General features: G+C 55.3%; 21 protein-coding genes. 14 read left to right on the top strand and 7 right to left on the bottom strand.

Annotated elements, in window-relative coordinates:
* Positions 1-43 precede the first annotated feature (43 nt).
* Positions 44-1,183 carry an FAD-dependent oxidoreductase gene (locus KO498_RS02290; RefSeq protein ID WP_215958255.1) on the top strand — a complete coding sequence of 380 codons (1,140 nt, stop codon included), beginning with the start codon at positions 44-46 and terminating at the stop codon, positions 1,181-1,183.
* Here the strand turns inward: KO498_RS02290 and KO498_RS02285 are convergent, their stop codons facing one another.
* The 6 genes from KO498_RS02285 to KO498_RS02260 all read right to left on the bottom strand — a co-directional run bounded on the left by KO498_RS02285 (position 1,184) and on the right by KO498_RS02260 (position 6,146).
* Positions 1,184-1,528, bottom strand: a complete 345-nt coding sequence (locus KO498_RS02285; RefSeq protein WP_215958254.1) for a hypothetical protein — start codon at positions 1,526-1,528, stop codon at positions 1,184-1,186. It abuts the gene before it with no gap.
* A gap of 84 nt (positions 1,529-1,612) precedes the next feature.
* Positions 1,613-2,296, bottom strand: a complete 684-nt coding sequence (locus KO498_RS02280; RefSeq protein WP_215958253.1) for a type 1 glutamine amidotransferase — start codon at positions 2,294-2,296, stop codon at positions 1,613-1,615.
* Positions 2,293-3,732 carry an FMN-binding glutamate synthase family protein gene (locus KO498_RS02275; RefSeq protein ID WP_252731213.1) on the bottom strand — a complete coding sequence of 480 codons (1,440 nt, stop codon included), beginning with the start codon at positions 3,730-3,732 and terminating at the stop codon, positions 2,293-2,295. Before KO498_RS02275 ends, KO498_RS02280 begins: the two co-directional genes overlap by 4 nt.
* Positions 3,717-4,409: a hypothetical protein gene (locus KO498_RS02270; protein ID WP_215958252.1), complete on the bottom strand. Its 693-nt coding sequence runs from the start codon at positions 4,407-4,409 to the stop codon at positions 3,717-3,719. The genes KO498_RS02275 and KO498_RS02270 overlap by 16 nt, the downstream gene beginning before the upstream one ends.
* Positions 4,406-5,350 carry a class II glutamine amidotransferase gene (locus KO498_RS02265; RefSeq protein WP_215958251.1) on the bottom strand — a complete coding sequence of 315 codons (945 nt, stop codon included), beginning with the start codon at positions 5,348-5,350 and terminating at the stop codon, positions 4,406-4,408. The genes KO498_RS02270 and KO498_RS02265 overlap by 4 nt, the downstream gene beginning before the upstream one ends.
* A gap of 121 nt (positions 5,351-5,471) precedes the next feature.
* Complete coding sequence (locus KO498_RS02260; protein WP_215958250.1) at positions 5,472-6,146, bottom strand: GntR family transcriptional regulator; 675 nt, start codon at positions 6,144-6,146, stop codon at positions 5,472-5,474.
* Positions 6,147-7,055: 909 nt separating this feature from the next.
* On the opposite strand from KO498_RS02260, the gene KO498_RS02255 reads away from it, so the two are divergent.
* The 7 genes from KO498_RS02255 to KO498_RS02225 all read left to right on the top strand — a co-directional run bounded on the left by KO498_RS02255 (position 7,056) and on the right by KO498_RS02225 (position 13,305).
* On the top strand, positions 7,056-7,676 hold the full coding sequence (locus KO498_RS02255; RefSeq protein WP_215958249.1) for a glutathione S-transferase family protein: 621 nt from the start codon (positions 7,056-7,058) through the stop codon (positions 7,674-7,676).
* Positions 7,677-7,705: 29 nt separating this feature from the next.
* Complete coding sequence (locus tag KO498_RS02250; RefSeq protein WP_215958248.1) at positions 7,706-8,374, top strand: cupin domain-containing protein; 669 nt, start codon at positions 7,706-7,708, stop codon at positions 8,372-8,374.
* A 3-nt stretch (positions 8,375-8,377) separates the two neighbouring features.
* Positions 8,378-9,439 carry a flavin monoamine oxidase family protein gene (locus KO498_RS02245; protein WP_215958247.1) on the top strand — a complete coding sequence of 354 codons (1,062 nt, stop codon included), beginning with the start codon at positions 8,378-8,380 and terminating at the stop codon, positions 9,437-9,439.
* A gap of 7 nt (positions 9,440-9,446) precedes the next feature.
* Positions 9,447-10,007 (top strand): TetR/AcrR family transcriptional regulator, encoded by a 561-nt coding sequence (locus KO498_RS02240; protein ID WP_215958246.1) that lies wholly within the window; start codon positions 9,447-9,449, stop codon positions 10,005-10,007.
* Between the two features lie 351 nt (positions 10,008-10,358).
* On the top strand, positions 10,359-11,756 hold the full coding sequence (locus KO498_RS02235) for a VWA domain-containing protein (protein ID WP_215958245.1): 1,398 nt from the start codon (positions 10,359-10,361) through the stop codon (positions 11,754-11,756).
* 43 nt (positions 11,757-11,799) lie between these two features.
* Entirely contained in the window at positions 11,800-12,231 is a 432-nt protein-coding gene (locus KO498_RS02230) for a hypothetical protein (RefSeq protein ID WP_215958244.1), read from the top strand.
* A 102-nt stretch (positions 12,232-12,333) separates the two neighbouring features.
* Positions 12,334-13,305 carry a hypothetical protein gene (locus KO498_RS02225; RefSeq protein ID WP_215958243.1) on the top strand — a complete coding sequence of 324 codons (972 nt, stop codon included), beginning with the start codon at positions 12,334-12,336 and terminating at the stop codon, positions 13,303-13,305.
* Positions 13,306-13,323: 18 nt separating this feature from the next.
* Here the strand turns inward: KO498_RS02225 and KO498_RS02220 are convergent, their stop codons facing one another.
* Positions 13,324-13,821 (bottom strand): DUF3592 domain-containing protein, encoded by a 498-nt coding sequence (locus KO498_RS02220; protein WP_215958242.1) that lies wholly within the window; start codon positions 13,819-13,821, stop codon positions 13,324-13,326.
* A 121-nt stretch (positions 13,822-13,942) separates the two neighbouring features.
* On the opposite strand from KO498_RS02220, the gene KO498_RS02215 reads away from it, so the two are divergent.
* The 6 genes from KO498_RS02215 to KO498_RS02190 all read left to right on the top strand — a co-directional run bounded on the left by KO498_RS02215 (position 13,943) and on the right by KO498_RS02190 (position 20,314).
* Positions 13,943-14,557 (top strand): helix-turn-helix transcriptional regulator, encoded by a 615-nt coding sequence (locus tag KO498_RS02215; protein WP_215958241.1) that lies wholly within the window; start codon positions 13,943-13,945, stop codon positions 14,555-14,557.
* A gap of 528 nt (positions 14,558-15,085) precedes the next feature.
* Positions 15,086-16,390 carry an extracellular solute-binding protein gene (locus KO498_RS02210; RefSeq protein ID WP_215958240.1) on the top strand — a complete coding sequence of 435 codons (1,305 nt, stop codon included), beginning with the start codon at positions 15,086-15,088 and terminating at the stop codon, positions 16,388-16,390.
* Positions 16,391-16,458: 68 nt separating this feature from the next.
* The gene (locus KO498_RS02205) at positions 16,459-17,340 is read left to right on the top strand and encodes an ABC transporter permease subunit (RefSeq protein WP_215958239.1); all 882 of its coding nucleotides are present in this window, start codon (positions 16,459-16,461) and stop codon (positions 17,338-17,340) included.
* A gap of 9 nt (positions 17,341-17,349) precedes the next feature.
* Positions 17,350-18,237 carry an ABC transporter permease subunit gene (locus KO498_RS02200; RefSeq protein WP_215958238.1) on the top strand — a complete coding sequence of 296 codons (888 nt, stop codon included), beginning with the start codon at positions 17,350-17,352 and terminating at the stop codon, positions 18,235-18,237.
* 11 nt (positions 18,238-18,248) lie between these two features.
* Entirely contained in the window at positions 18,249-19,289 is a 1,041-nt protein-coding gene (locus tag KO498_RS02195) for an ABC transporter ATP-binding protein (RefSeq protein ID WP_215958237.1), read from the top strand.
* Complete coding sequence (locus tag KO498_RS02190; protein ID WP_215958236.1) at positions 19,286-20,314, top strand: endonuclease/exonuclease/phosphatase family protein; 1,029 nt, start codon at positions 19,286-19,288, stop codon at positions 20,312-20,314. The genes KO498_RS02195 and KO498_RS02190 overlap by 4 nt, the downstream gene beginning before the upstream one ends.
* Positions 20,315-20,329 lie beyond the last annotated feature (15 nt).

Below are 20,329 nucleotides of genomic sequence, written 5' to 3'. Positions count from 1 at the left end.
GTATACAGTATGCACAAGAACACATCGCTGGCAAGGAAATTTTATGACAAAAACACGCATCACAATCGTAGGGGCCGGCATAACAGGCACTATGACCGCATTGTCGCTCCAACGGCGGGGCTGTCAGGTCACCTTGATTGATAAATGGGAGCCTGGCCATGCGCGTGCTGCCTCGAGCGACTATAATCGTGTGATCCGCGCGATTTCGGGGCGGGATGCATTCTACACGCGCTGGGCACGCGAATCGCGCCAACGCTGGCTCGAGCTTCAGGCCCAAGCGGGAGAAAACCTGATGTATGAATGTGGCGCGCTTATCCTTGCCACCGCAGGCCATTGCGATTGGGAAGACGCCACATCACAAACCTTCGATGAAGTCGGCGTGCCCTACTATAGGTTCACGCCTGCAGACGTTCAAAGCCGCTTCCAGCAGTTTAAAACCGACGACATCGCCTATGCGCTTTTTGAGCCTGAGGCAGGATTGCTCATGGCGCATCGCTGTGTGTTGGCGGGAATTAAACTGTTCAAACAGGCGGGTGGCGTGGTGACGCGCGGGGCAGTGACCACCGATACGTCCGAGCGTCCGATGCTGGACGGCAAACCGCTTGAGGCGGATGTGATCATCATGGCGACAGGCGCGTGGATGGCCGATCAGTTCCCCCGCACCATCAAACCGATCAGCCAGATTGTCGGCATCAACGTGCTCTACACCTCGACGCCCGAAGGGTCGGACACCTATGACATGGCAAAAATGCCCTGCTGGATCGATCACGGTCAAGGGTCGTTCGGCATCCCCTCCTCCGAAGGGTCAGGCGTCAAGGCCGCCGTGGTGATTCCCGACAAGATTGACTTGGACAACGAGGCGCGGTTGGTCAAAAAGGAAATGATCAACCGGACAGAGGCCTATGTTCGTCGCCGCCTGCCAGGTCTGGCCGGGCAAAAAGTTGTCGATTCCAAATTCAACCAGATCATCTTGACGCCCGACACTCATTTTGTGCTGGACTGGCATCCGGAGCATAATAACGTTCTGTTTGCAGGTGGCTGTTCAGGCCATTTGTTCAAACACGCACCCGTCTTTGGCGATTTTGCCGCTGGTGTTGCGCTGCGTGAATACGGCACGGCCGACCGTTTCAAGATCGGCCCCCGCCGCAAGCTCAGCCCGCGCGAAAGCCCATCGGGGCGTTGATCATGCGCTTTGGGCGATCTCGGTGAATGTCTCTGCGTTAGGGCATTCACTGATTTCGAAATGCCCTTTGCCGTCGAGATACCGTTGGCATGCTCGCGCCTTTTTACAGTCAGCGCAGACCAGTGACACATCGACCTGCGTCCAGCGATTCGCGTTAATATCATCCATTGAAGCGCCAAAACGCCCGCTCATGGCTTCGATTTGATCAACCATGTTTGCGCGGCTGTGTTTCAGTGTATTGAATTCAGCCCGCGTCAGGCCAAGGTCCATCGGGACAAATCCGTCGGGCTGTGCCGCTGCTCCATATCGTGCGAGATAGGTCTTCAAGCTTGATAAAATCGACATCACAATTCCTCCACTGAACTTTCTGTATTCAGTATACCGCGTGAGGGGCTTCGCTGCTTTGACATGAATCAAAGAGCGGGCAACCTATCCGCGCAGGAAGAGCCGTGCTGCCTTCTTGACGAAGACATCCGTGTGCAACGTTCGCTGAAGGGTCTGCCGCGCGGTGGCGGCTGTCTGTGTGTCAAGGGCCGTTCCCTCCAGAACTTCGACCGCATCTATCATAAACTGCGATGTATATTCAGGATGGAATTGCATGGAAAGCGCTGGGAAATCGTATTCTATCACCCCATTTTTGCAGTATTCTGCGCCACCAATCAATCGTGCCTCGGGGGGCACTTTGCTCACCTGATCCTGATGCAGGACCTGCGCGTAAAACGTCGTGCCTTCAACCGTCCAACAACGCGGCCCGACGCACATGCCCAGATCGGCCTTGGCCGCTTCTCCGCCAAACGTATGGGCCATCATTTGATGCCCGAAACAAATGCCAAGCAATGGCACCCTCGCCGATCTGATCCGTAAAAGCATATCTATCAGTTCGGCCATCCAGGGCGGATTGTCGTACACGCCATATTCCGAGCCAGGCAGTATGAAGCCGTCGTAGTCCGCAACTTGCGGAAACTCTGCACCCTGCGCTATGTCTATTCGCTCGAAAGCGGTGTCAGCAGGCAAATGTGGGGCGATCCAGTTTTGTACCAACCGCCCCACAGAACCGTGCCTCTCAAGCCCTGCCGATTTGAGGTCGGCACAGTCGAGGATAGCAATCCTCACCAGTCAAACGCGCGATCAATGCCGGCCATTTTTACGCCGGTGAACGCAGAGGCTTGGAAGGATAGAGCGCGCAGATCCTCGGTCTCAAGATTGTGGACCGACGATTTGCCACAGGCCTTGGCCAATGCTGTGATCTCCATCGTCATCGCGGTCAGATACCGCGCGACACGTTCGGCACCCGCCGCCGGGTTCATCCGCGCCTCAAGCTCAGGATCTTGGGTAGCCACACCGACAGGGCAGCGGCCAGTGTGACAGTGGTGACAGGCCCCAGGCGAGGTGCCCAAAGCGGCGTAATCCTCAAGGTAGCGAGGCGAATTACAACCCAGCGACATCATCGCCGCATTGCCGATCATCACCGCATCTGCACCAAGGGCGATACATTTCGCAGCATCAACACCAGTGCGGATACCGCCCGCCGCGACAAGAGACACTTTGCCTGTCATGCCGCATTCATCAAGGCTTTCGCGGGCCGCGCGAATGGCGCTCATGGTGGGGATGCCTGTGTGATTCAGCAGGAGCTCTGGCGATGCACCCGTGCCGCCTTCGGCGCCGTCCACCACGATCACATCTGCGCCCGCTTTGGCCGCCACCGCCACATCAAAGCGCGGTCGCGTCGCCCCCATCTTGATAAAGATCGGCACTTGGTAGTTCGTTGCGATCCGCAGTTCCTCGATTTTCACCGACAAATCATCGGCCCCAAGGAAATCAGGGTGGCGGATGGTCGAGCGCTGATCCACGCCTTGTGGCAAGGTCCGCATCTTGGACACACGCTCGGATACTTTCATGCCCAAGAGCAGACCGCCTGTGCCGGGCTTGGCGCCCTGCCCCACAACAATCTCCAGCGCATCGGCGCGGCGCAAATGGTCCAGATCAACGCCGTAGCGCGCAGGCGACATCTGATAGAGCAAGGTCTGCGAGGCCTCACGCTCCTCTTCCAACATGCCACCTTCGCCCGTACAGGTCATCGTGCCGACCTTCGAGGCTCCATGGCCCAACGACGCTTTGGCAGACGCCGACAGCGCACCAAAAGACATGGAAGCGATGTAGATCGGGATTTTCAGCTCAAGCGGCTTTTCCACAAGCCCGCGACCGCCGCCCAGAATAGTCGTCGTGTCACAGCTTTCGCGGTAGCCTTCCAGCGGCAGGCGCGTCATCGTGGCAGGCACGAACGTCAAGTCATCAAACGTCGGCAACTGCTTGTTGAACGAGTTATAGCCGCGCACCTGATAGCGCCCCAGTTGCGACAGAGCGTGAACCTCAGAAATCGCTTCTGGCGTCCAGCGTGTCGATCCACCTTGATCGTAGGAGCCAGGCACACCTGCGGGGCGGCCCTCGATCGCACCATCGCCGTATTTGATCTCGGCCTCGTCAGCCATCTCAAACGGATACTCATACGGTGCGGCGGGCGCGTTTTTGTTTGTCATATCATCAGCCATGCGCTTGCATCCCTGCTTTCAAAATACCAAAGACGCTGGCCAGAGACCAATTTGCGCCAATTACGAGAGCTGTCGACCAGCCCCAATGGATCAAGGATCGCGTCCACTTCGGCGACCTCTTCTGCGGTGGGTTCCACAACTTTGACATCGACGCCGTAACTGTCGACATCGCCTGCGACCCAGACTTCACCTTGCCAAAGCGCATCGGCACAGCTTTCGCCTCCGCCGCCTAGGGCGATGATCTTGCCAGAATGGGCCATAAAGCCGGATTGGTAGCCGATCTTGCCCTCGACCACGATGTTACCGCCCTTCATGGCCACGCCGCAGCGCGGACCGGTATCGCCTTTAACGTGGATGGTGCCATCAATCATGGCGGCCCCCACGGACATGCCAGCGTAGCCATTGACCGTAATATGCCCGCCGTCCATGCCCTCGCCCACAGCCCAGCCTGCGTTGCGCTCAATCTGAACGCGCGCGCCAGTATTCAACCCGCCGCAATAGTAACCAACGCTGCCTTCAAACGTGATGTCAGCACCATCAGGCAGACCGACCCCGAGATTATGCCGCGATAATGTGTTGGTCACTCGAATCGGGCCACCCTTCAGGCAAGCAGCCTGAATGTCCTGGTTGATCGCACGAATGTGACGCTCGCCTGCGTCAATGATGATCTCGCTCATGCTGCCATGCTCCGGTTGCCGATGCCCCAAATGCCAGTCAGCGACGGGCCATCGTGGTTAATCACGTCGCATTCATCCGAGAAGACGCGCCGCACGGCTTGCTCTTCGGTCGCCGCGGCCAGATCGCCGTTCTGGTCAATGACGACCAGCGGCTTCATCGCAAAGCGGTCCTTAGCGAAGCCAATCCCGTCGGGGCGAGCAATCATAAAGGTGAACACGCCATCGATCGACTTGATCGACTTGGTCAGGGCTTGCTGCATACTCAACCCCTGCTTGATTTGGTCAGAGACCCAAACCGCAATCAGCTCGGAATCGTTTTCGGTCAGGAACTGGTAGCCCTGACGCTGAAGCCGCTCGCGCTGGGTGTAGTAGTCGGTGATCTGGCCGTTGTGCACAATCGCCACGTCCGAGAAGGGGCGCGCCCAGAATGGGTGGCTGGCGTTGGGGAAAACCGCACTCTCGGTTGCAAGGCGCGCATGGCCCAGACCGTGTGTACCGATGATATCGCGCACACCGTGTTTGTCGGCCACCTCAGCGGCAGAGCCAGTATCTTTGATGATCTCAAGAGAGCGTCCGCACGACTGAACCTCAATACGTTTGGCCAGCGTATCGGCGTCTTTGGTCCATGCGGTCAGGTCCTTGGGGTCAGACATCTCCATACGGAAGCAATAGTGCCCCTCGGCCCCGCGCACGATCTGGGGATCGCCCAGCAAATCAGCACCATGATCGCGCAAAACATGCGTGAAGTCAGCCAGATCCGCGTCCAGTTTGGTTTGGTCAAACCCCATGCCACGCAGCTTGTAACCAGTATCCAACGGGTCCGTGTAGATGGCAAATCCGGTGCTATCCGCCCCGCGATGCTCTTGTGCCTCCATAAGGCTTACAAGGTCTCTCCCGACCTTTCCGGGGGCCTGCATTATTCGGCCAGCGATTCCGCACATAAGATGTCCTCCTGTTTCGTATACTGTATACAGTAAACAGAGCGACGCAAGAAAAAACACCGCCGCCCGCGCGGATATTTGAAACGAGGATAGAAGATAAGGTGCGGAGCCTTTAAGGAGGCTAAGCTCCTAGACTCTCAATCTGGAGGTCGAAGCCGTCCTGAATATGCTGGGTAAACGCCTCAAGCGTGGCCGTTCTGTCACCTGTCGCGATGACATCTACGAGCGCTATGTGATCGCCCAGCGACTTTTTCAGATCGACGCTTTCAATTGTCGAAAACAACTGAAACGCCATCGCCTTCCCCCAGATCATATCAAACATTTCCAGCAGAAAGCGGTTGTTCGCCAACTCCACAAACCGTCTGTGGATGTTCCGGTTTGCGTGAAAATAGTCCTGCACTGTCGTGCTTTGCATATCTTCTTCTTGCTCAATGAAAAGACGCAAATCGGCAATCAACTCGTCGGTGTGATTGGCGGCCAAAATCCGTGCAGCCTGCCCCTCGATCGCGGCACGCGCCTGATAAAGCTCATGCACTTCTTTCTGCGTCATCCGGTACAATCGGAAACTGCCCCGATGTGAGACCTCCAGAACGCCCTCACGCTCCATTCGCATCAACGCTTCGCGCACGGGTGTTCTGCTGATCTGCAGCTCGGAGGCCAATTTTTCCTGAACCAGCACATCATCAGACGTAATTTCATTCGCTAGGATCGCTTTGATCAGCTGGTCGTACACCTCATCGGCGAGACGGCGACGTTCTGGGCGGATGCTTTGAAGGGCCAATGCGTCAACTTTCATTTACATGTCTGTTCGGCTTTTTTTCATATATTACACCAAAGATAATGAACAGCTTCAATATCGGCTCGAGTTCTTTCGAAGCACCGTGTTTCTCCATAGCTGTGAAACGAACACCCACCCATTAATTCTCGCGGAACCTTGTATCCAAGGACGCTTTTTATTGGTTTGTGTAACGGCCTCGGACAATTCAAGGATGTAGCTCCCATACATAGGTCCATGGGAGCCGGAGAAAGCGAAGCTCGATTTCCGGGCATGAAAGGATAGAGATTGTCTCATCCGGGCCCGTCTAAAAAGGGCGGGACCCATGGCAAAATCTCAAACCAAAGCGAATACTACGAAGCCGCAGTGGCCGCTAAAGCTGCTGACGTCGCCACGTACGCGACGTCAATGAAGCAGAAATTCTCGCAAGTATTCGCGAGAATGACATCAAACAAAACTTAGCCGTCCATGCTATCTCTGGTGAAAAATCCGCAGTCGGTGCTGGTGGCCGTCGCCTAAAGGCGCTCAAGCAGCTCGCAAGTGATGGCGCCATCCCAAACAATCTCACTGTCTCGCGCATGAACGTCCGCTTCTTACCGCGGCATTGTCTTTCCGTGGCATGCAGAGATGAGGACAGCGCTCGCCATATTCGGAATGAAACACTTGCAGTGGTGAGCCAGAAACGCATTTTGGTTCATTTGCATCATGAACGTTGAGCTGGCGTTGGGCTCCATTCTCTGGATCGCGGCTCGACCCCATACCATAGCACTTCCCTGCGCGAAGGACTGTGTTGTGCCCGCCCTGCGCCATCGCCTCCGCAGCTTCAAAACTTCGAAAACACGCAGCTCCTCCATCCGCTCTCATTATCGTGACTTGTCCTCATATCTACCTATTGGTAGGTATAATTGCAGGCCTCGGGAGAACACGCCCATGAAGATTTACGACATCGAAGGATTTCCAAACCCCGCCCGCGTGCGCATCGCCCTTGCCGAGAATGGCGTTTCCGATGAAGCGGAATTCTTCGCTGTGGATGTTATGGGCGGCGAGCACCGCACCGACGCGTTCAAAGCCAAGAACCCAGATGCAACGGTCCCCTGCCTCGAACTGGACGACGGATCCCACATCGCACAGTGCAATGCGATCATCGAGTATATCGACGCCACCTTTGATGGCCCCTCCCTGACCGGCACAACACCAAAGCAACGCGCGCATATCTCAATGATGAACGCCCGCGCCGAAGCTGGCTTGTTGAACGCCGTCGGGGCTTACTTCCACCATGCGACAACGGGGTTGGGTGCCGAGTTGGAGACATACCAATGCGCCGAATGGGGGAATAAGCAAAAAGAGGTCGCAGCCACGACGATGGCCTACCTCGATGGCGTTCTGGCCGAAAACAACTATATTGCGGGCGACAGCTTTTCCTCGGCGGATATCACGGCGTTTGCGGGGCTGGCCTTTGCGGATTTTGCCAAGGTAGAGATTCCGCAATCTTTACAAAACCTGCAGGCTTGGCGCGCAAAAGTTGCCGAGCGGCCTTCCATCGCGGGTTAACGCAGCCCTTTAGGACAAGGAATTGATCAATGAACTTGAATGCAGATTTCGACAGCCCCGTAATCGTTCACTCTGACCAGTTGGAGTGGCAGGCCTCGCCCATGAAGGGGGTAGACCGCCGCATGCTAGACCGCATCGGCGGCGAGGTGGCACGCGCCACAACCATCGTCCGCTACGCCCCCGGCAGCGCCTTTTCGGCGCACACGCACACGGGCGGTGAAGAGTTCATCGTGCTGGAAGGCGTGTTTCAGGACGAGCACGGCGACTTCCCCGCCGGAACCTATGTGCGCAATCCCCCCACCACGTCGCACACGCCAAGCTCGGCCGAGGGCTGTACGATCTTTGTCAAACTGTGGCAGTTCGACATGGAGGACCGCACACAGTTCCGCAAAACAATGGCCGAGGAATTGGCCGCACCCGTTAATGGCGTGTCGACGGCGATCCTGCACAAGGATGACCGCGAGGTCGTCAGCTACAGTCACATTGATGCCGAGGCGACGCTGACATCGCATGCGCAGGGCGGCATTGAGGTGCTGGTAATTGACGGCAGCGTCACATCCGGCGGCAACGTGCTGCACAAGAACGACTGGCTGCGCCTGCCGGATGGGGAAACCCTGTCAGCGGTCGGCGGGCCGGAGGGTGCGAAATTGTGGATCAAAACGGGCCACCTGCCCTTTGCGAAGGCTCCGCAGGCGTAAACGATGCACACCGATACCCTTATCATCGGGGGCGGTCTTGCGGGGCTATCCCTTGCAAGCCGCCTGACGGATCTCGGCCACAGCTATATCTTGGCCGAGGCCCGCGACCGGCTTGGCGGGCGGATCGCGGCAGTCCGGCACGAAGGGGCCACCTATGACATGGGGCCGGCGTGGTTCTGGCCCGGTCAGCCTCGGATCGCAAAACTGATCGGTGACTTGGGGTTAAGGCGCTTTGATCAATACGCCCAAGGCGATCTGATGTTCGAGGACGCTCAGGGGCAGCCCCAACGCGGTCAGGGGTTTTCATCCATGCAGGGGTCCTACCGTCTTGAAGGTGGCTTGATCCGGCTGATTGAACGCTTGTCCGAGGGCGTTCCAGCCAGCAACCTGCATCTATCCTCTGCAATCACCGCCCTGACGGAGCAAGGCGATATCATCACCGCAAAGCTGCAGGATGGCCGCACAATCACCGCAGGCCGCGCCGTGCTGGCGCTTCCGCCACGCCTCGCCGCGCAGATCACCTATGCCCCCACCCTGCCGGGCACGTCGATGCAAGCCATGCATCAAACCGCGACATGGATGGCGGGCCATGCCAAGGCTGTTGCCATCTATGACCGGCCCTTCTGGCGCGAGGCGGGATTGTCCGGTGATGCAATGAGCCTCTTTGGGCCTATGGCGGAGGTTCACGATGCCTCCCCCGCGCAGGGTGGCCCCTATGCGCTCTTTGGCTTCCTCGGCGTACCACCTCAAGCCCGCGCAAATGAACATGCGCTCAGACAGCACATACTTTCGCAACTCACCCGTCTTTTCGGTGCGCAAGCTGCGAGCCCTGTGAGCCTAAGCATAAAGGACTGGGCCTTTGATCCCTTCACAGCCAATGCACAGGACCAGCAGCCCCTTTATGCCCACCCCGACTACGGCCTACCCGCGCCGCTCAGCGGATTGTGGGACGGCAAGCTGATTCTTGGCGGCACCGAAGTCGCGCCGGAATTCGGCGGCTATCTGGAAGGGGCTTTGGAAGCTGCGGAAAATGCGTTAAGGCTACTGACCAGACCCGAAAGATAGAACCGACGTGGCACAAGACACCAAAACAAACCTCTTGGACATCGCTGAAACAGCCGCCCGCAGTCGCGGGTTTGATGGATTCAGCTATGCCGATCTGGCCGAGGCCGCGGGCATTCGCAAAGCATCTATCCATTACCACTTTGCCACCAAGGCGGTGCTTTCTGCCGCGCTGATGGATCGCTATCATGCGTCGGTCGAACAGGTCTGCGCCGATATAGAGGCAACGCACCAAAGCGCCGCCGACAGGTTGGCCGCATTGGCAACATTTTACCGCAATGCTTTGGGCGGTGGCGAAACATTATGCCTTTGCGTGGCTTTTACCATCAGCCGTGACAGCCTCGTAGATGAAGTCAAAGACAAGATCGTAGCCTTCCGATCCATGATGACCAGATGGATCACAGCCCTGTTTGAGTTGGGCAAGCAGGATGGCACCATTTCAACGACAAGCACCCCTGAAGCAGAAGCACACGCAACACTTGCCACGCTCGAAGGCGCACATCTCGCCGCGCACGCCGAGCATGACCTTGCCGCATTTGACAAGGCGACAAAGCTGCTTCTGGCCCGATGACGTAAGTCACGCCAACACCAACCGAACAATTAGCCGATGTTGTCCTGCTGCCATGAATAACGCGCGATACCTAATGAGCTCAGAGGGGCGGGATCTGCGTCGACATGTGCATAACTTCCAGTCGTCTTGTACAATGTGAACGAGGCAGTGCACGATCGTACACGATTGGCGAAGGTGCCTTCATTTGCATACGACTATTAATATACAGAGGGATAAGTAAGTCGTAATCGGGAAGAGAGCACCTTGAAAGAAAACAGTTTCATAGTCCGATCGTGCGGCGTTTTGTTAAGTCTCGCGGTCTTCGGTTTTCCTTCAGAAATTGGGGCACAAACAGATACGACAGACCGAGCTATGCTGGTTTTAGATGCTTCCGGATCGATGTGGGGGCAAATTGATGGTACGCCGAAAATTTCCATCGCGCGCGCGGCGGTTGCGGATATGTTGGCCGAATGGAACGCAAGTAGGGAACTTGGTCTCATAGCTTACGGGCATAATCGCGAAGGTGATTGTAGCGACATCGAGCTTTTGCTTCCTGCGCAACCGCTTGATGCTGGTGCTTTCACTGATTTGGTGGATGGGGTGAACCCACAAGGCAAAACGCCGTTGACGGATGCCGTCGTGATGGCGGCAGAGGCGCTTGCCTATTCGGAAGAAATGGCGACGATCATTCTGTTAACCGATGGCTTGGAAACTTGTGAGCGCGATCCCTGTGCCGTTGCTACGATGTTGGAGGAACGCGGTATAGATTTCACCGCTCATGTTATCGGGTTTGATGTGGCGCAAGAAGATACTGACGCTCTCGCTTGTCTTGCCGAGAATACGGGTGGTTTGTATCTGCCAGCCGATGACATGGACGATCTTACCAAGGCGTTGCAAGAGGTCAGCGAAGCGGTCGTGATCGATGAAGGCAGCACGGAGTCCCAAGTGGCGCTCGATCTTGGCCCTGCGACTGTGTCCGTTCCTGAGTTTGTCATCGTTGGGCACCCAGTTTCTGCAGAGTGGACGGGGCCGCAAAATGCCGGCGACCGCCTTGTGATACGCGATTCAACTGGAACTAGCCTTGGGGAGCGCCCGTTGGCAGCAGATGATTTTACTTCACCTGTGCTGATCCTAGCTCCGGCCACGGTCGGAACCTATGACGTGTTTTACGAAGTGCCCGGACATGATGCGCCTTTAGCATCAACCGTATTGAATGTGGTCTTGGTCGCGCCGAGTGTGTCGTTGCCGCAGCAGGTTCCATTTGGGGCCGCATTTACCGTTGGTTGGACAGGGCCAGGTGTGGCGGGCGATCGGTTGTTTGTGGTTAACCCTGCGAATGGTGAGCGTCTTTCGATGGAGCCCGTTCGCTCAGATGGTGAAGTCGCTGGGACAGCCACGATGACGGCGCCAGAGGCTGTTGGCGTATTCGAGGTGCACTTGATTGCCGCCCGCACCGGCGCCGTTCGTGCATCTGCGTCGTTTGAAACCTCGACGGTTGCCGGTCATGTGCGCCTGCCGGAGGGTCCGTTTCATGTGGGCGATGGAGCGTTGCAGGTTGAATGGTCAGGGCCCATGAATGCGGGCGACCGTTTGCGCGTATTTCCCCGAGATAACGCCCAGTCCATTTCACAACGCCCCGTTTTCGGAACAGCCCAAAGCCCCATCCGAGTTGCACTACCACGTGAAGCTGGCGCTTATACAATCAAGTTAATCAGCGCGGACGGAACCGTTTACGCCGAGCAGGAATTTGATGTGCTGCCGGAACAGTAGAAAAATCACGACTTTCCACCTCAATGTACTCAAGGATTACCTCATGAAAACTATGATGAAACGCGCTTGCGTGACTGCTGTGGCTTGCCTTTTGGGGGCCACAGGGGCCTATGCCCAATGTGACGGCTCCGCCGATATTCCGGCAAACCCGTTAATTGAAGAAAGCTGGAGTAACATCATGACTGGCGGCTTTGACGCCCTGCTGGAAGAGTTGTCATCGGCCGGGGTAACGAACGGCAGTATTGAAAACAGCCTGCGGTCGTTAGAGCGTCAGCGGCCGGACGGGTTTGCCCAATGTACGGTGCTTTTGCGCAATCAGATCAGTGACCGGCTGGTGCGCGAATGGGTTCTGTTCGGAGAAGACGGCGGAATCGGTTTCTTTGCGACTATGACCGTGGTCACGATTGATGGAGCCGATCGGGTTATCGGTTTCAACCTAGATTCCAATATCGATCCCACCCTCTACAACCATTGATTGCAGTTGTTCAATTCAAATGGCTTTTATGGTTTAGGGTAACGATTGACTGAAGGGGGGATGCCCCTCAGTTTTGGACGTAATTTATTCAAGGACTTTTTCATGTGGGATTTTAGTATTGCGACAGCATTGGGATTGATCCGCAAGACAATGCCGTTTCTGGTTTTTCGCATCGCCGTGTATTTCGGTATCGCGGTTGCTTATGTCCTCGTGACGGGAACCGGTGCGGGAATTGGGTACGGGATCGGCGGCTTTGGTGATGCTGAATTTCGCGCCTCATCTACCGCTTGGGGTGGCGGTATCGGGTTTGCCGCCACAGCGGGGGTTCTTTACCTTATGCGGGAGTACATCCTTTACATCGTAAAGGCGGGCCATATCGCCGTCATGGTTGAAGCACTGGACGGGCGGGACCTACCAGATGGCAAAGGCCAGATTGCATATGCCCGCGACATCGTAACCGAACGGTTTGGCGAGGCTTCGGTTTTGTTCGGTATAGATCAGATGATCAAGGGTGTCGTGCGTGCGATTACGGGTTTGGTTCAGGGATTGTTGTCGATTTTGCCAATACCGGGGCTCGACAAGATTATGGGGTTGGTGCGGGCCTACCTGAAACTGGCGGTCGGGCTGGTGGACGAGGTAATCCTTGCGCATGGTTTGCGAACGCGCGCTGAAAACCCCTATGCCTCTGCGAAAGAAGCGTTGGTTCTCTATGGCCAGAATGCGAAACCGATGATGATCAACGCGGCGTGGTTAACCCTGTTCACGTGGGGCCTGTCGATAGTCGTATTTTTGGTGATGTTGGCACCAGCTGCGGCCGTTGTTTACATCATGCCCGGCGCTTGGGCGGCGGGAGGCGTTGTCTTTGCCTTGTTGTTTGCATGGGCCGTGAAGGTCGCCGTGATTGAACCGTTTGCGATTGCTTGCCTGTTGCAGGCCTTCTTTAAGGTGACAGACGGACAGGTGCCAAACCCTGAGTGGGAGGCCAAACTGGAGGCTGCATCAAACAAGTTCTCAAAGCTGGGGGCTGGTGCGCGCGATTGGGTGACGGGCAGAGCCGCGAAGGCCGCGTCCTAACGGCCCCCCTGCGAAAGTTCATTCTCTCGCAGGGTTCTGCTTTTTAAATACCAACCAGAGGGCCAGTGCAAAGCCAAGAAATATGGCCGCCATCAGGAACATGATCTTGGGAACAAATTCTTGGCCCTTGCGGATTTGCTCCGTCGTTATGACACCCGTCTCGGCACGGTAAAATCCCGTCAAACGATCCCCCACATTATAAAGAGGCGAAGAGAGTTTCCAGCTGCGGGCTTCATAGGTAACGATCTCGCCGGTGGGGGCCGTTGTTTGAAAAACGGGGCGATATTGGAGCCTGCGACGACCGTCGACCAAAGGTTTGTCAGATCCACGTTCATAACGGGAATCGTTGCGAATGACCACAACAGGAACTTCGACACTCTCGGCCAATGCACGCGCTTGATAGGATTTCACACCAAACCCGACGCACAGCAACGTTACACCTGTCACTAGAAAAATCAGGGTGACATAGGTCGGAACTTTCTTTGGATCGACCCATCCAAATGTTTTTCTTTTCATCACCTTACTGGTCCAATCCCGTGCTAAATGCGCGCGTTAAAAAAACGATCATAGCGGTTTATTTGGTTTACTCTACGCGCATACTTTCAGAGTGTATGATCGTATATATTGGGAGCCCTCGATGCCTGAAATGCTCGCGGACAAAATTCACCTTGATCGGCTAAAAGAACTTGGACCCGCCGGGTACCGTTTGATTTTACGCGTGAGGCTCACTGACACCAAAAAGAACATGATTGATGGGATGCCTCCCGCGTGGAGCGCGCTTTACAATCAGCGCGGCTACATTATGGGGGACCCTGTCTTCTTATGGGGGCTGGTCAACAACGGCGCTAAACGCTGGGAAGACATCGACATCAAAGATTATCGTGGCGTTCTTGCAAAGGCGAAAGCGTTTGGCCTTAACTATGGAGTTGTCGTCTCACAACAAGTCGACGGTCGCCATACGGCCTTGTCCGTTGCCCGCAGTGACAGCCCCTACACTGATGCAGAGATTTCATCCTGCGTCGAACTGTTGAATGAAATTTTAAACAACCACTACATACGTGAACAGCCCGAACCCAATGAGGCCGAGATACTACGGCTCATGTCGCAGGGGCATTCACTAGAAGAGATTGCAGTATTGCAGCAGATTGCCATTTCAACCGTAAAGAAACGTTTGAGCAGGGCTTGCACCACGTTGGGTGCGAAAACATCGGTGCAAGCCGTGGCTGAAGCGGTTCGCCGGCAGATCATTTGAGCGTGATCTTTCGAACAACCGGTCGCTGTTTTGAGTTTGGAATTTAACGACTGAAAACCTTTTGTAAGCTGTTCAGAAATTACCTTAGCTCGCTATTCGCGTTCGGTTTTCTGGGAGGCGCGAAGCATCCCATGCCGCAAAGCACTAACTTCTTTTGATAGTCAGGTTCAAAACTGGTCTGCCTGAGTATTACTTTGTAGCAGCGCCTATGGGTCCACTTAGCGTTACTTGGGCCCATAGGCGCGGACGTCAGACACCCAGCTCGCTTTTACTCCCCAATCGCAAACGAAACGTAACAGTATTGTTAAGATTTCGCCGGGAGGCCGCTTCTCAACCTGCCCACTGAAAACCTTCACGCAACTGTCACATACTCGGCGTAAGTGCCCAACTGCACAGACAATCTGCGCACGCTTCGCAACAAGATTGCCTTGTTGACGAAGTCAAATTCGCTTGGGGCCAATGGCCTAGAACCCTCGATTGTTCGGTTTGCTGAGTTTCAGAAAGCCAAACAATAACTGGAGTACGACAATGAAGAAACTCACGCTAGGCACCGCTGCCGCGCTGACCCTAATGGCAAACACTGCTTTTGCCGAAACCGAAATCACATGGTGGCACGGCATGGGCGGCGCCCTTGGTGATACTGTCAATGAAATCGCAAAAGGTTTCAACGCAAGCCAGGATGAGTACAAAATCACGCCTTCTTTCAAAGGCACATACGAAGAAACACTGACAGCTGGCATCGCCGCCTTCCGCGCGGGCGAGCAGCCAAATGTTTTGCAAGTATTTGACGCAGGCGCAGCCACAGTGATCGGCGCCAAAGGCGCAACCATGGCCGTGCAAGACCTGCTGGAAAGCAACGGCGTTGAATTCAACATCGAAGACTACATCTCTGGTGTGCGCTACTTCTATGCGGATGCAGACGGCAAAATGATCGGCATGCCGTTCAACTCGTCTTCGCCTGTTATGTATTACAACGTGCAAGCTTTGGAAAAGGCCGGCGTGACGCCTCCCAAAACATGGGAAGAGTTCCAGACCGTAACTGCGCCTGCTCTGAAAGATGCAGGCTATGTTGCAATGACACAGTCGCACCTGCCTTGGGTATTTGTTGAAAACTTCATGTCACGTAATGACATGCCATTCGCAACAAATGACAACGGTTACAATGGCGCAGAAGGCACCAAAATCCTGACCAATACACCAGAGCTGAAAGCCCATTTCACAGCCATGGCTGACTGGAAGGAAAAAGGCTACTTTGAGTGGTTCGGCACAGGCTGGGGCGACAACCAAACGCCGTTCGAAGAAGGTAAAGTTGGCATCTGGTTTGGTTCTTCGGGTTCATTTGGTGGTCTCTCAAAGCAAGACCTGCCGTTTGATTTCTCTGCGACATACCTTCCTTATTGGGAATCTGTCACAACAGAGCCAAAGCAGACATTTATCGGCGGCGCGGCTCTCTTCGCGATGGCAGGCAAGTCTGACGAAGAAAACAAAGCGACAACTGAATTCTTCAAGTACCTGACGTCTCCTGAGGTTCAGTACATGTGGCACCGTGAAACAGGCTATGTGCCGATCACAACAGCCGCATACGACATGGCAAAAGCAGATGGCCACTATGACCGTTTCCCTGCTGCCGAAGTTGGCATTCAGCAGCTGTCACTGGAAGCGAGCGAAAACACACGCGGTTACCGCATGGGTTTCTACGTTCAAATCCGCGACGTGATGAACCGTGAGTTTGGCCGCATCTTTACAGGTGAAACATCTGTTGATGACGCGTTCAACGCGATTGAAAAAGAAGCCAACGAACTGCTGGCTCGCTTCGCAAAAACACAAAACTAAGTACGCCACTTAGCATACCAACGACGGTCGCAGTTTCTGCGGCCGTCTCATCGCTTTCTGGGGGAAACATGAAACGCGCAGGCTTCACCACACGCTGGCTACCGATCCTTTTGCTCCTTCCGCAATTGGCAGTCATCATCGTCTTTTTTTACTGGCCAGCAGCACAGGCTGTGCAGTCATCCTTTTACCTAGAAGACCCGTTTGGCTTCGGCTCTACTTTTGTGGGTTTGGACAATTACACCTACTTGGCTCAAAGCGCCGAATACGCCAAAATCGCGCGCTTCACGCTGGTGTTCACCATCCTTGTGACATTCTTTTCACTTGGGCTGGCTCTCTTGCTTGCTGTGAAAGCTGACAAGGTTATCCGTGGCGCCAAAAGCTATCGCACACTTCTGATGTGGGTCTATGCCGTTGCGCCGCCCGTTGCCGGTTTTATCGGGCTTTTGATGTTCAACCAAAGTTGGGGGCCGCTGACCGAGCTCGCCAAATCATTTGGTTGGGACTTCGCGCTTGGCGTTAACTCTACCGATACCGCCGCTGCGATGGTGCTTGTGTCGGTTTGGAAGCAAGTGCCGGTGAACTTCATCTTTTTCCTGTCGGGGCTACAATCCATTCCGAAATCCGTGCGCGAAGCTGCCTTGATTGACTGCTCCTCCGCCATGCGCCGTTTTTGGGATGTCACTTTCCCGCTGCTGGCTCCTACAGGCTTCTTCCTGTTAATCATCAACATCACCTACGCGCTCTTTGATACATTTGGCATCGTTGATGTTCTGGTCAAAGGCGAGCCGGGCAACAACCCTCTGACCCTTGTTTACAAGGTCTATGTTGATGGTTTTCGCGGCAACGATATGGGCGGTTCTTCTGCTCAATCTGTGGTTTTGATGGTCCTTGTTCTTGCTCTCACCGTTGTCCAGTTCCGGTTGGTCGAACGCCGCATTCATTACACCTAGGGGCCTGTCATGACAGATATCACACCGAACCAACCACCCCTCGCCAAACGCTCGCTAAAATGGAGCACGGTGATGGACCATACGGTCCTGATTCTGGGCTCTCTGTTCTTGCTGGTGCCGTTGCTGATGGTATTGCAAACGACGTCCACGCCGGATCTTGAAACCATAAAGAACGGCCCTGGGCTTGCCATCGGCGATCAGTTGGATGACAACTTCATGGCCGCAATGTTCAAGGCCTCCGGGTTTTCCGGCGAAAACACCGGCATGCGAATGCTGATGAACTCGATGATCCTCGGAATAGGTTTTGCCATTGGTAAGATCGTGCTCGGAATGATGGCAGCATATGCTTTGGTTTACTTCCGCCTGCGCTTCGCAACCTTCGCGTTCTGGCTGATCTTCACCACGCTCCTTCTCCCGCTTGAGGTGCGCATTCTGCCATCATATGAGATCGCGCAAAAGTTGGGCTTGCTGAACACTTATACGGGGCTGATCGTGCCGCTGATCGCCTCGGCCACAGCGACATTCTTTTTCCGCCAGTATTTTCGTTCGATCCCCGAAGAGCTGGTGGAAGCAGCTCGGATTGATGGTGCCGGGCCGGTGAAATTCTTTATCGATATTCTGGTGCCCCTGTCTCAGACCATGATCGCAGCGATGTTTATCATCATGTTTGTCTACGGTTGGAACCAGTACCTCTGGCCGACAATGGTGACCACAGATGAGGATATGTACACCCTCGTGCGCGGGATCAAACAACTGACCCAAGACCTAGAGGGCACAAGCATCCCCGAATATGGCCGCGCCAATATGCTGGCGCTCATCGCGATCCTGCCACCTGTGCTGATCGTAATTTTCTTCCAAAGTTGGTTCGTCAAGGGCCTCACAGAATCCGATAAGTAAGGGCCCAAGACATGGCACAAGTAACACTTAACAATATCCGTAAAGTCTATCCGAACGGGAACGAAGCCGTAGAACCTTTGAGCTTCAGCATCGCAGATGGAGAGTTTGTCGTGCTCGTCGGGCCGTCAGGCTGCGGTAAGTCGACACTCCTGCGTATGGTTGCTGGGCTCGAGGATATTTCCGAAGGGACGCTGTCGATCGGAGATCGCAATGTAAATCACGTCGACCCCGCCGAGCGCGACATCGCTATGGTGTTCCAGAACTACGCGCTTTACCCGCATATGACCGTTCGCAAGAACATCGGATACGGGCTGAAAAACCGCAAAATCCCCGCAAGCGAGATCGAGGAGAAGGTGCAGGAAGCAGCAAAGATGCTGGACCTGAGCCAATATCTAGAGCGCAAGCCAAGCCAGTTGTCAGGCGGTCAGCGCCAGCGCGTGGCCATGGGCCGTGCCGTGGTTCGCGACCCTGCCTTGTTCCTATTTGACGAACCCCTATCAAACCTCGACGCCAAGTTGCGTCACCAAATGCGGATCGAGATAAAAGCCTTGCAGCGTCGCCTTGGCGTCACTTCGATTTATGTGACCCACGACCAAGTAGAAGCGATGACCATGGCCGACCGCATTATCGTTTTGAACTCAGGCCGCATTGAGCAAATCGGCACACCTGCTGAAATCTACCATCGCCCAGCCTCGACTTTCGTGGCCAGCTTCATGGGTGCGCCGCCGATGAACCTGATTGAGGCGCAAATCAAAGATGGGCGCGTTGTGATTGGCGGCGAGACACCTGTCGCCAGCGCATCAGGCCAAGGCCCAGTCACCATGGGCATCCGCCCGGAAGACGTCGAGATCGGCCCAACATGCGACATACCTTTCACCATCGACATCGTTGAGGAATTGGGCGCCCACCGTTTGCTACATGGGAAGTTGGATGGTCAGGACTTCACGATTCACATCAGCAAAGATACCGAAGCCGTGGCTGGCCCGATCCGTATCTCGATCAACCCCGAAGCTGTGGTTTTGTTTGATACAAAAACTGGAATCGCGTTGTGATCACGTACCAAACCTCCGAGCTGCCGCAGGTTACAAAGGCCCAGCGCGCACAGATCAAGCAAGCCCCGCGCACCGCCGAAGCCCACCGTGAGTTGCTCGCAGAGCTGCCTGCAATGAATGCGGTTCAGGTTGGTGGCACTGCACAGGCAGAGGTTTTGCCTGCATCGTTTTGTGTTGCAGCATGGAACGTCGAGCGTTGCTTGTTTCCCAAAGAAACGGCCGCGCACCTTGGCCCTATCGCACCGCAGATCGTTTTGCTGTCGGAGGTCGATCACGGCATGGCCCGCACAGCCCAACGCCACACGACAGAGGTAATGGCAAATGCTCTCGGCATGACCTATGCATATGGTGTCGAGTTTCACGAACTGGATCTTGGCGGTCAAACCGAGCGCGCCTATTGCAGCGACAGTTTCAACGCATTGGGCTGGCACGGCAATGCGATCCTATCGGCAGTTCCTTTTGAGAAGACCGCGATGATCCGCTTGGATGATCACGGTCATTGGTTTGCCAATGAAGACGAAAACGTAGACGCCCAACAGCCTCGGGTTGGTGGACGCATGGCCATCTTGGCTATTGTGCAAACCCAAGCTGGCCCACTTTGCGTTGTTTCAACCCATTTGGAAAGCAACGCAGACGTGGCACACCGCCATGGTCAGCTCGCCATTCTTCTGGATGCGATCGACGCTTTCGCCCTCAATATGCCCGTGCTGATTGGAGGCGACCTCAACACAGGAAACCACCTGCCGCCCAAATTTGACTGGCGCGACGAGACCTTGTTCAAGCTGGCCGAGGAGCGCGGCTATAGCTGGGACTTTACCGCAGATGGCCCGACAACCCGCCCTAGTTTGATCACGCCTCACCCCGACCGCGTAATGAAGCTGGATTGGATTGCCGCCCGTGGTCTGGCGTGTTTGGACAAAGGAATTCTCAGCTCTCTGACCGTAGATGAAAAACCTCTTTCTGATCATGATTGCGCGTGGTGCAATGTTCAGAACGTTCGAGTTGGTGCTGCTGAAAGCAGCTGAACATAATGCAGACAT

The organism is Lentibacter algarum (assembly GCF_018860975.1).
Classification (GTDB): Bacteria; Pseudomonadota; Alphaproteobacteria; order Rhodobacterales; family Rhodobacteraceae; genus Lentibacter; species Lentibacter algarum_A.
The sequence above is the reverse complement of the archived record's forward strand: the minus strand, read 5'-3'. Positions and strand labels throughout refer to the sequence as shown.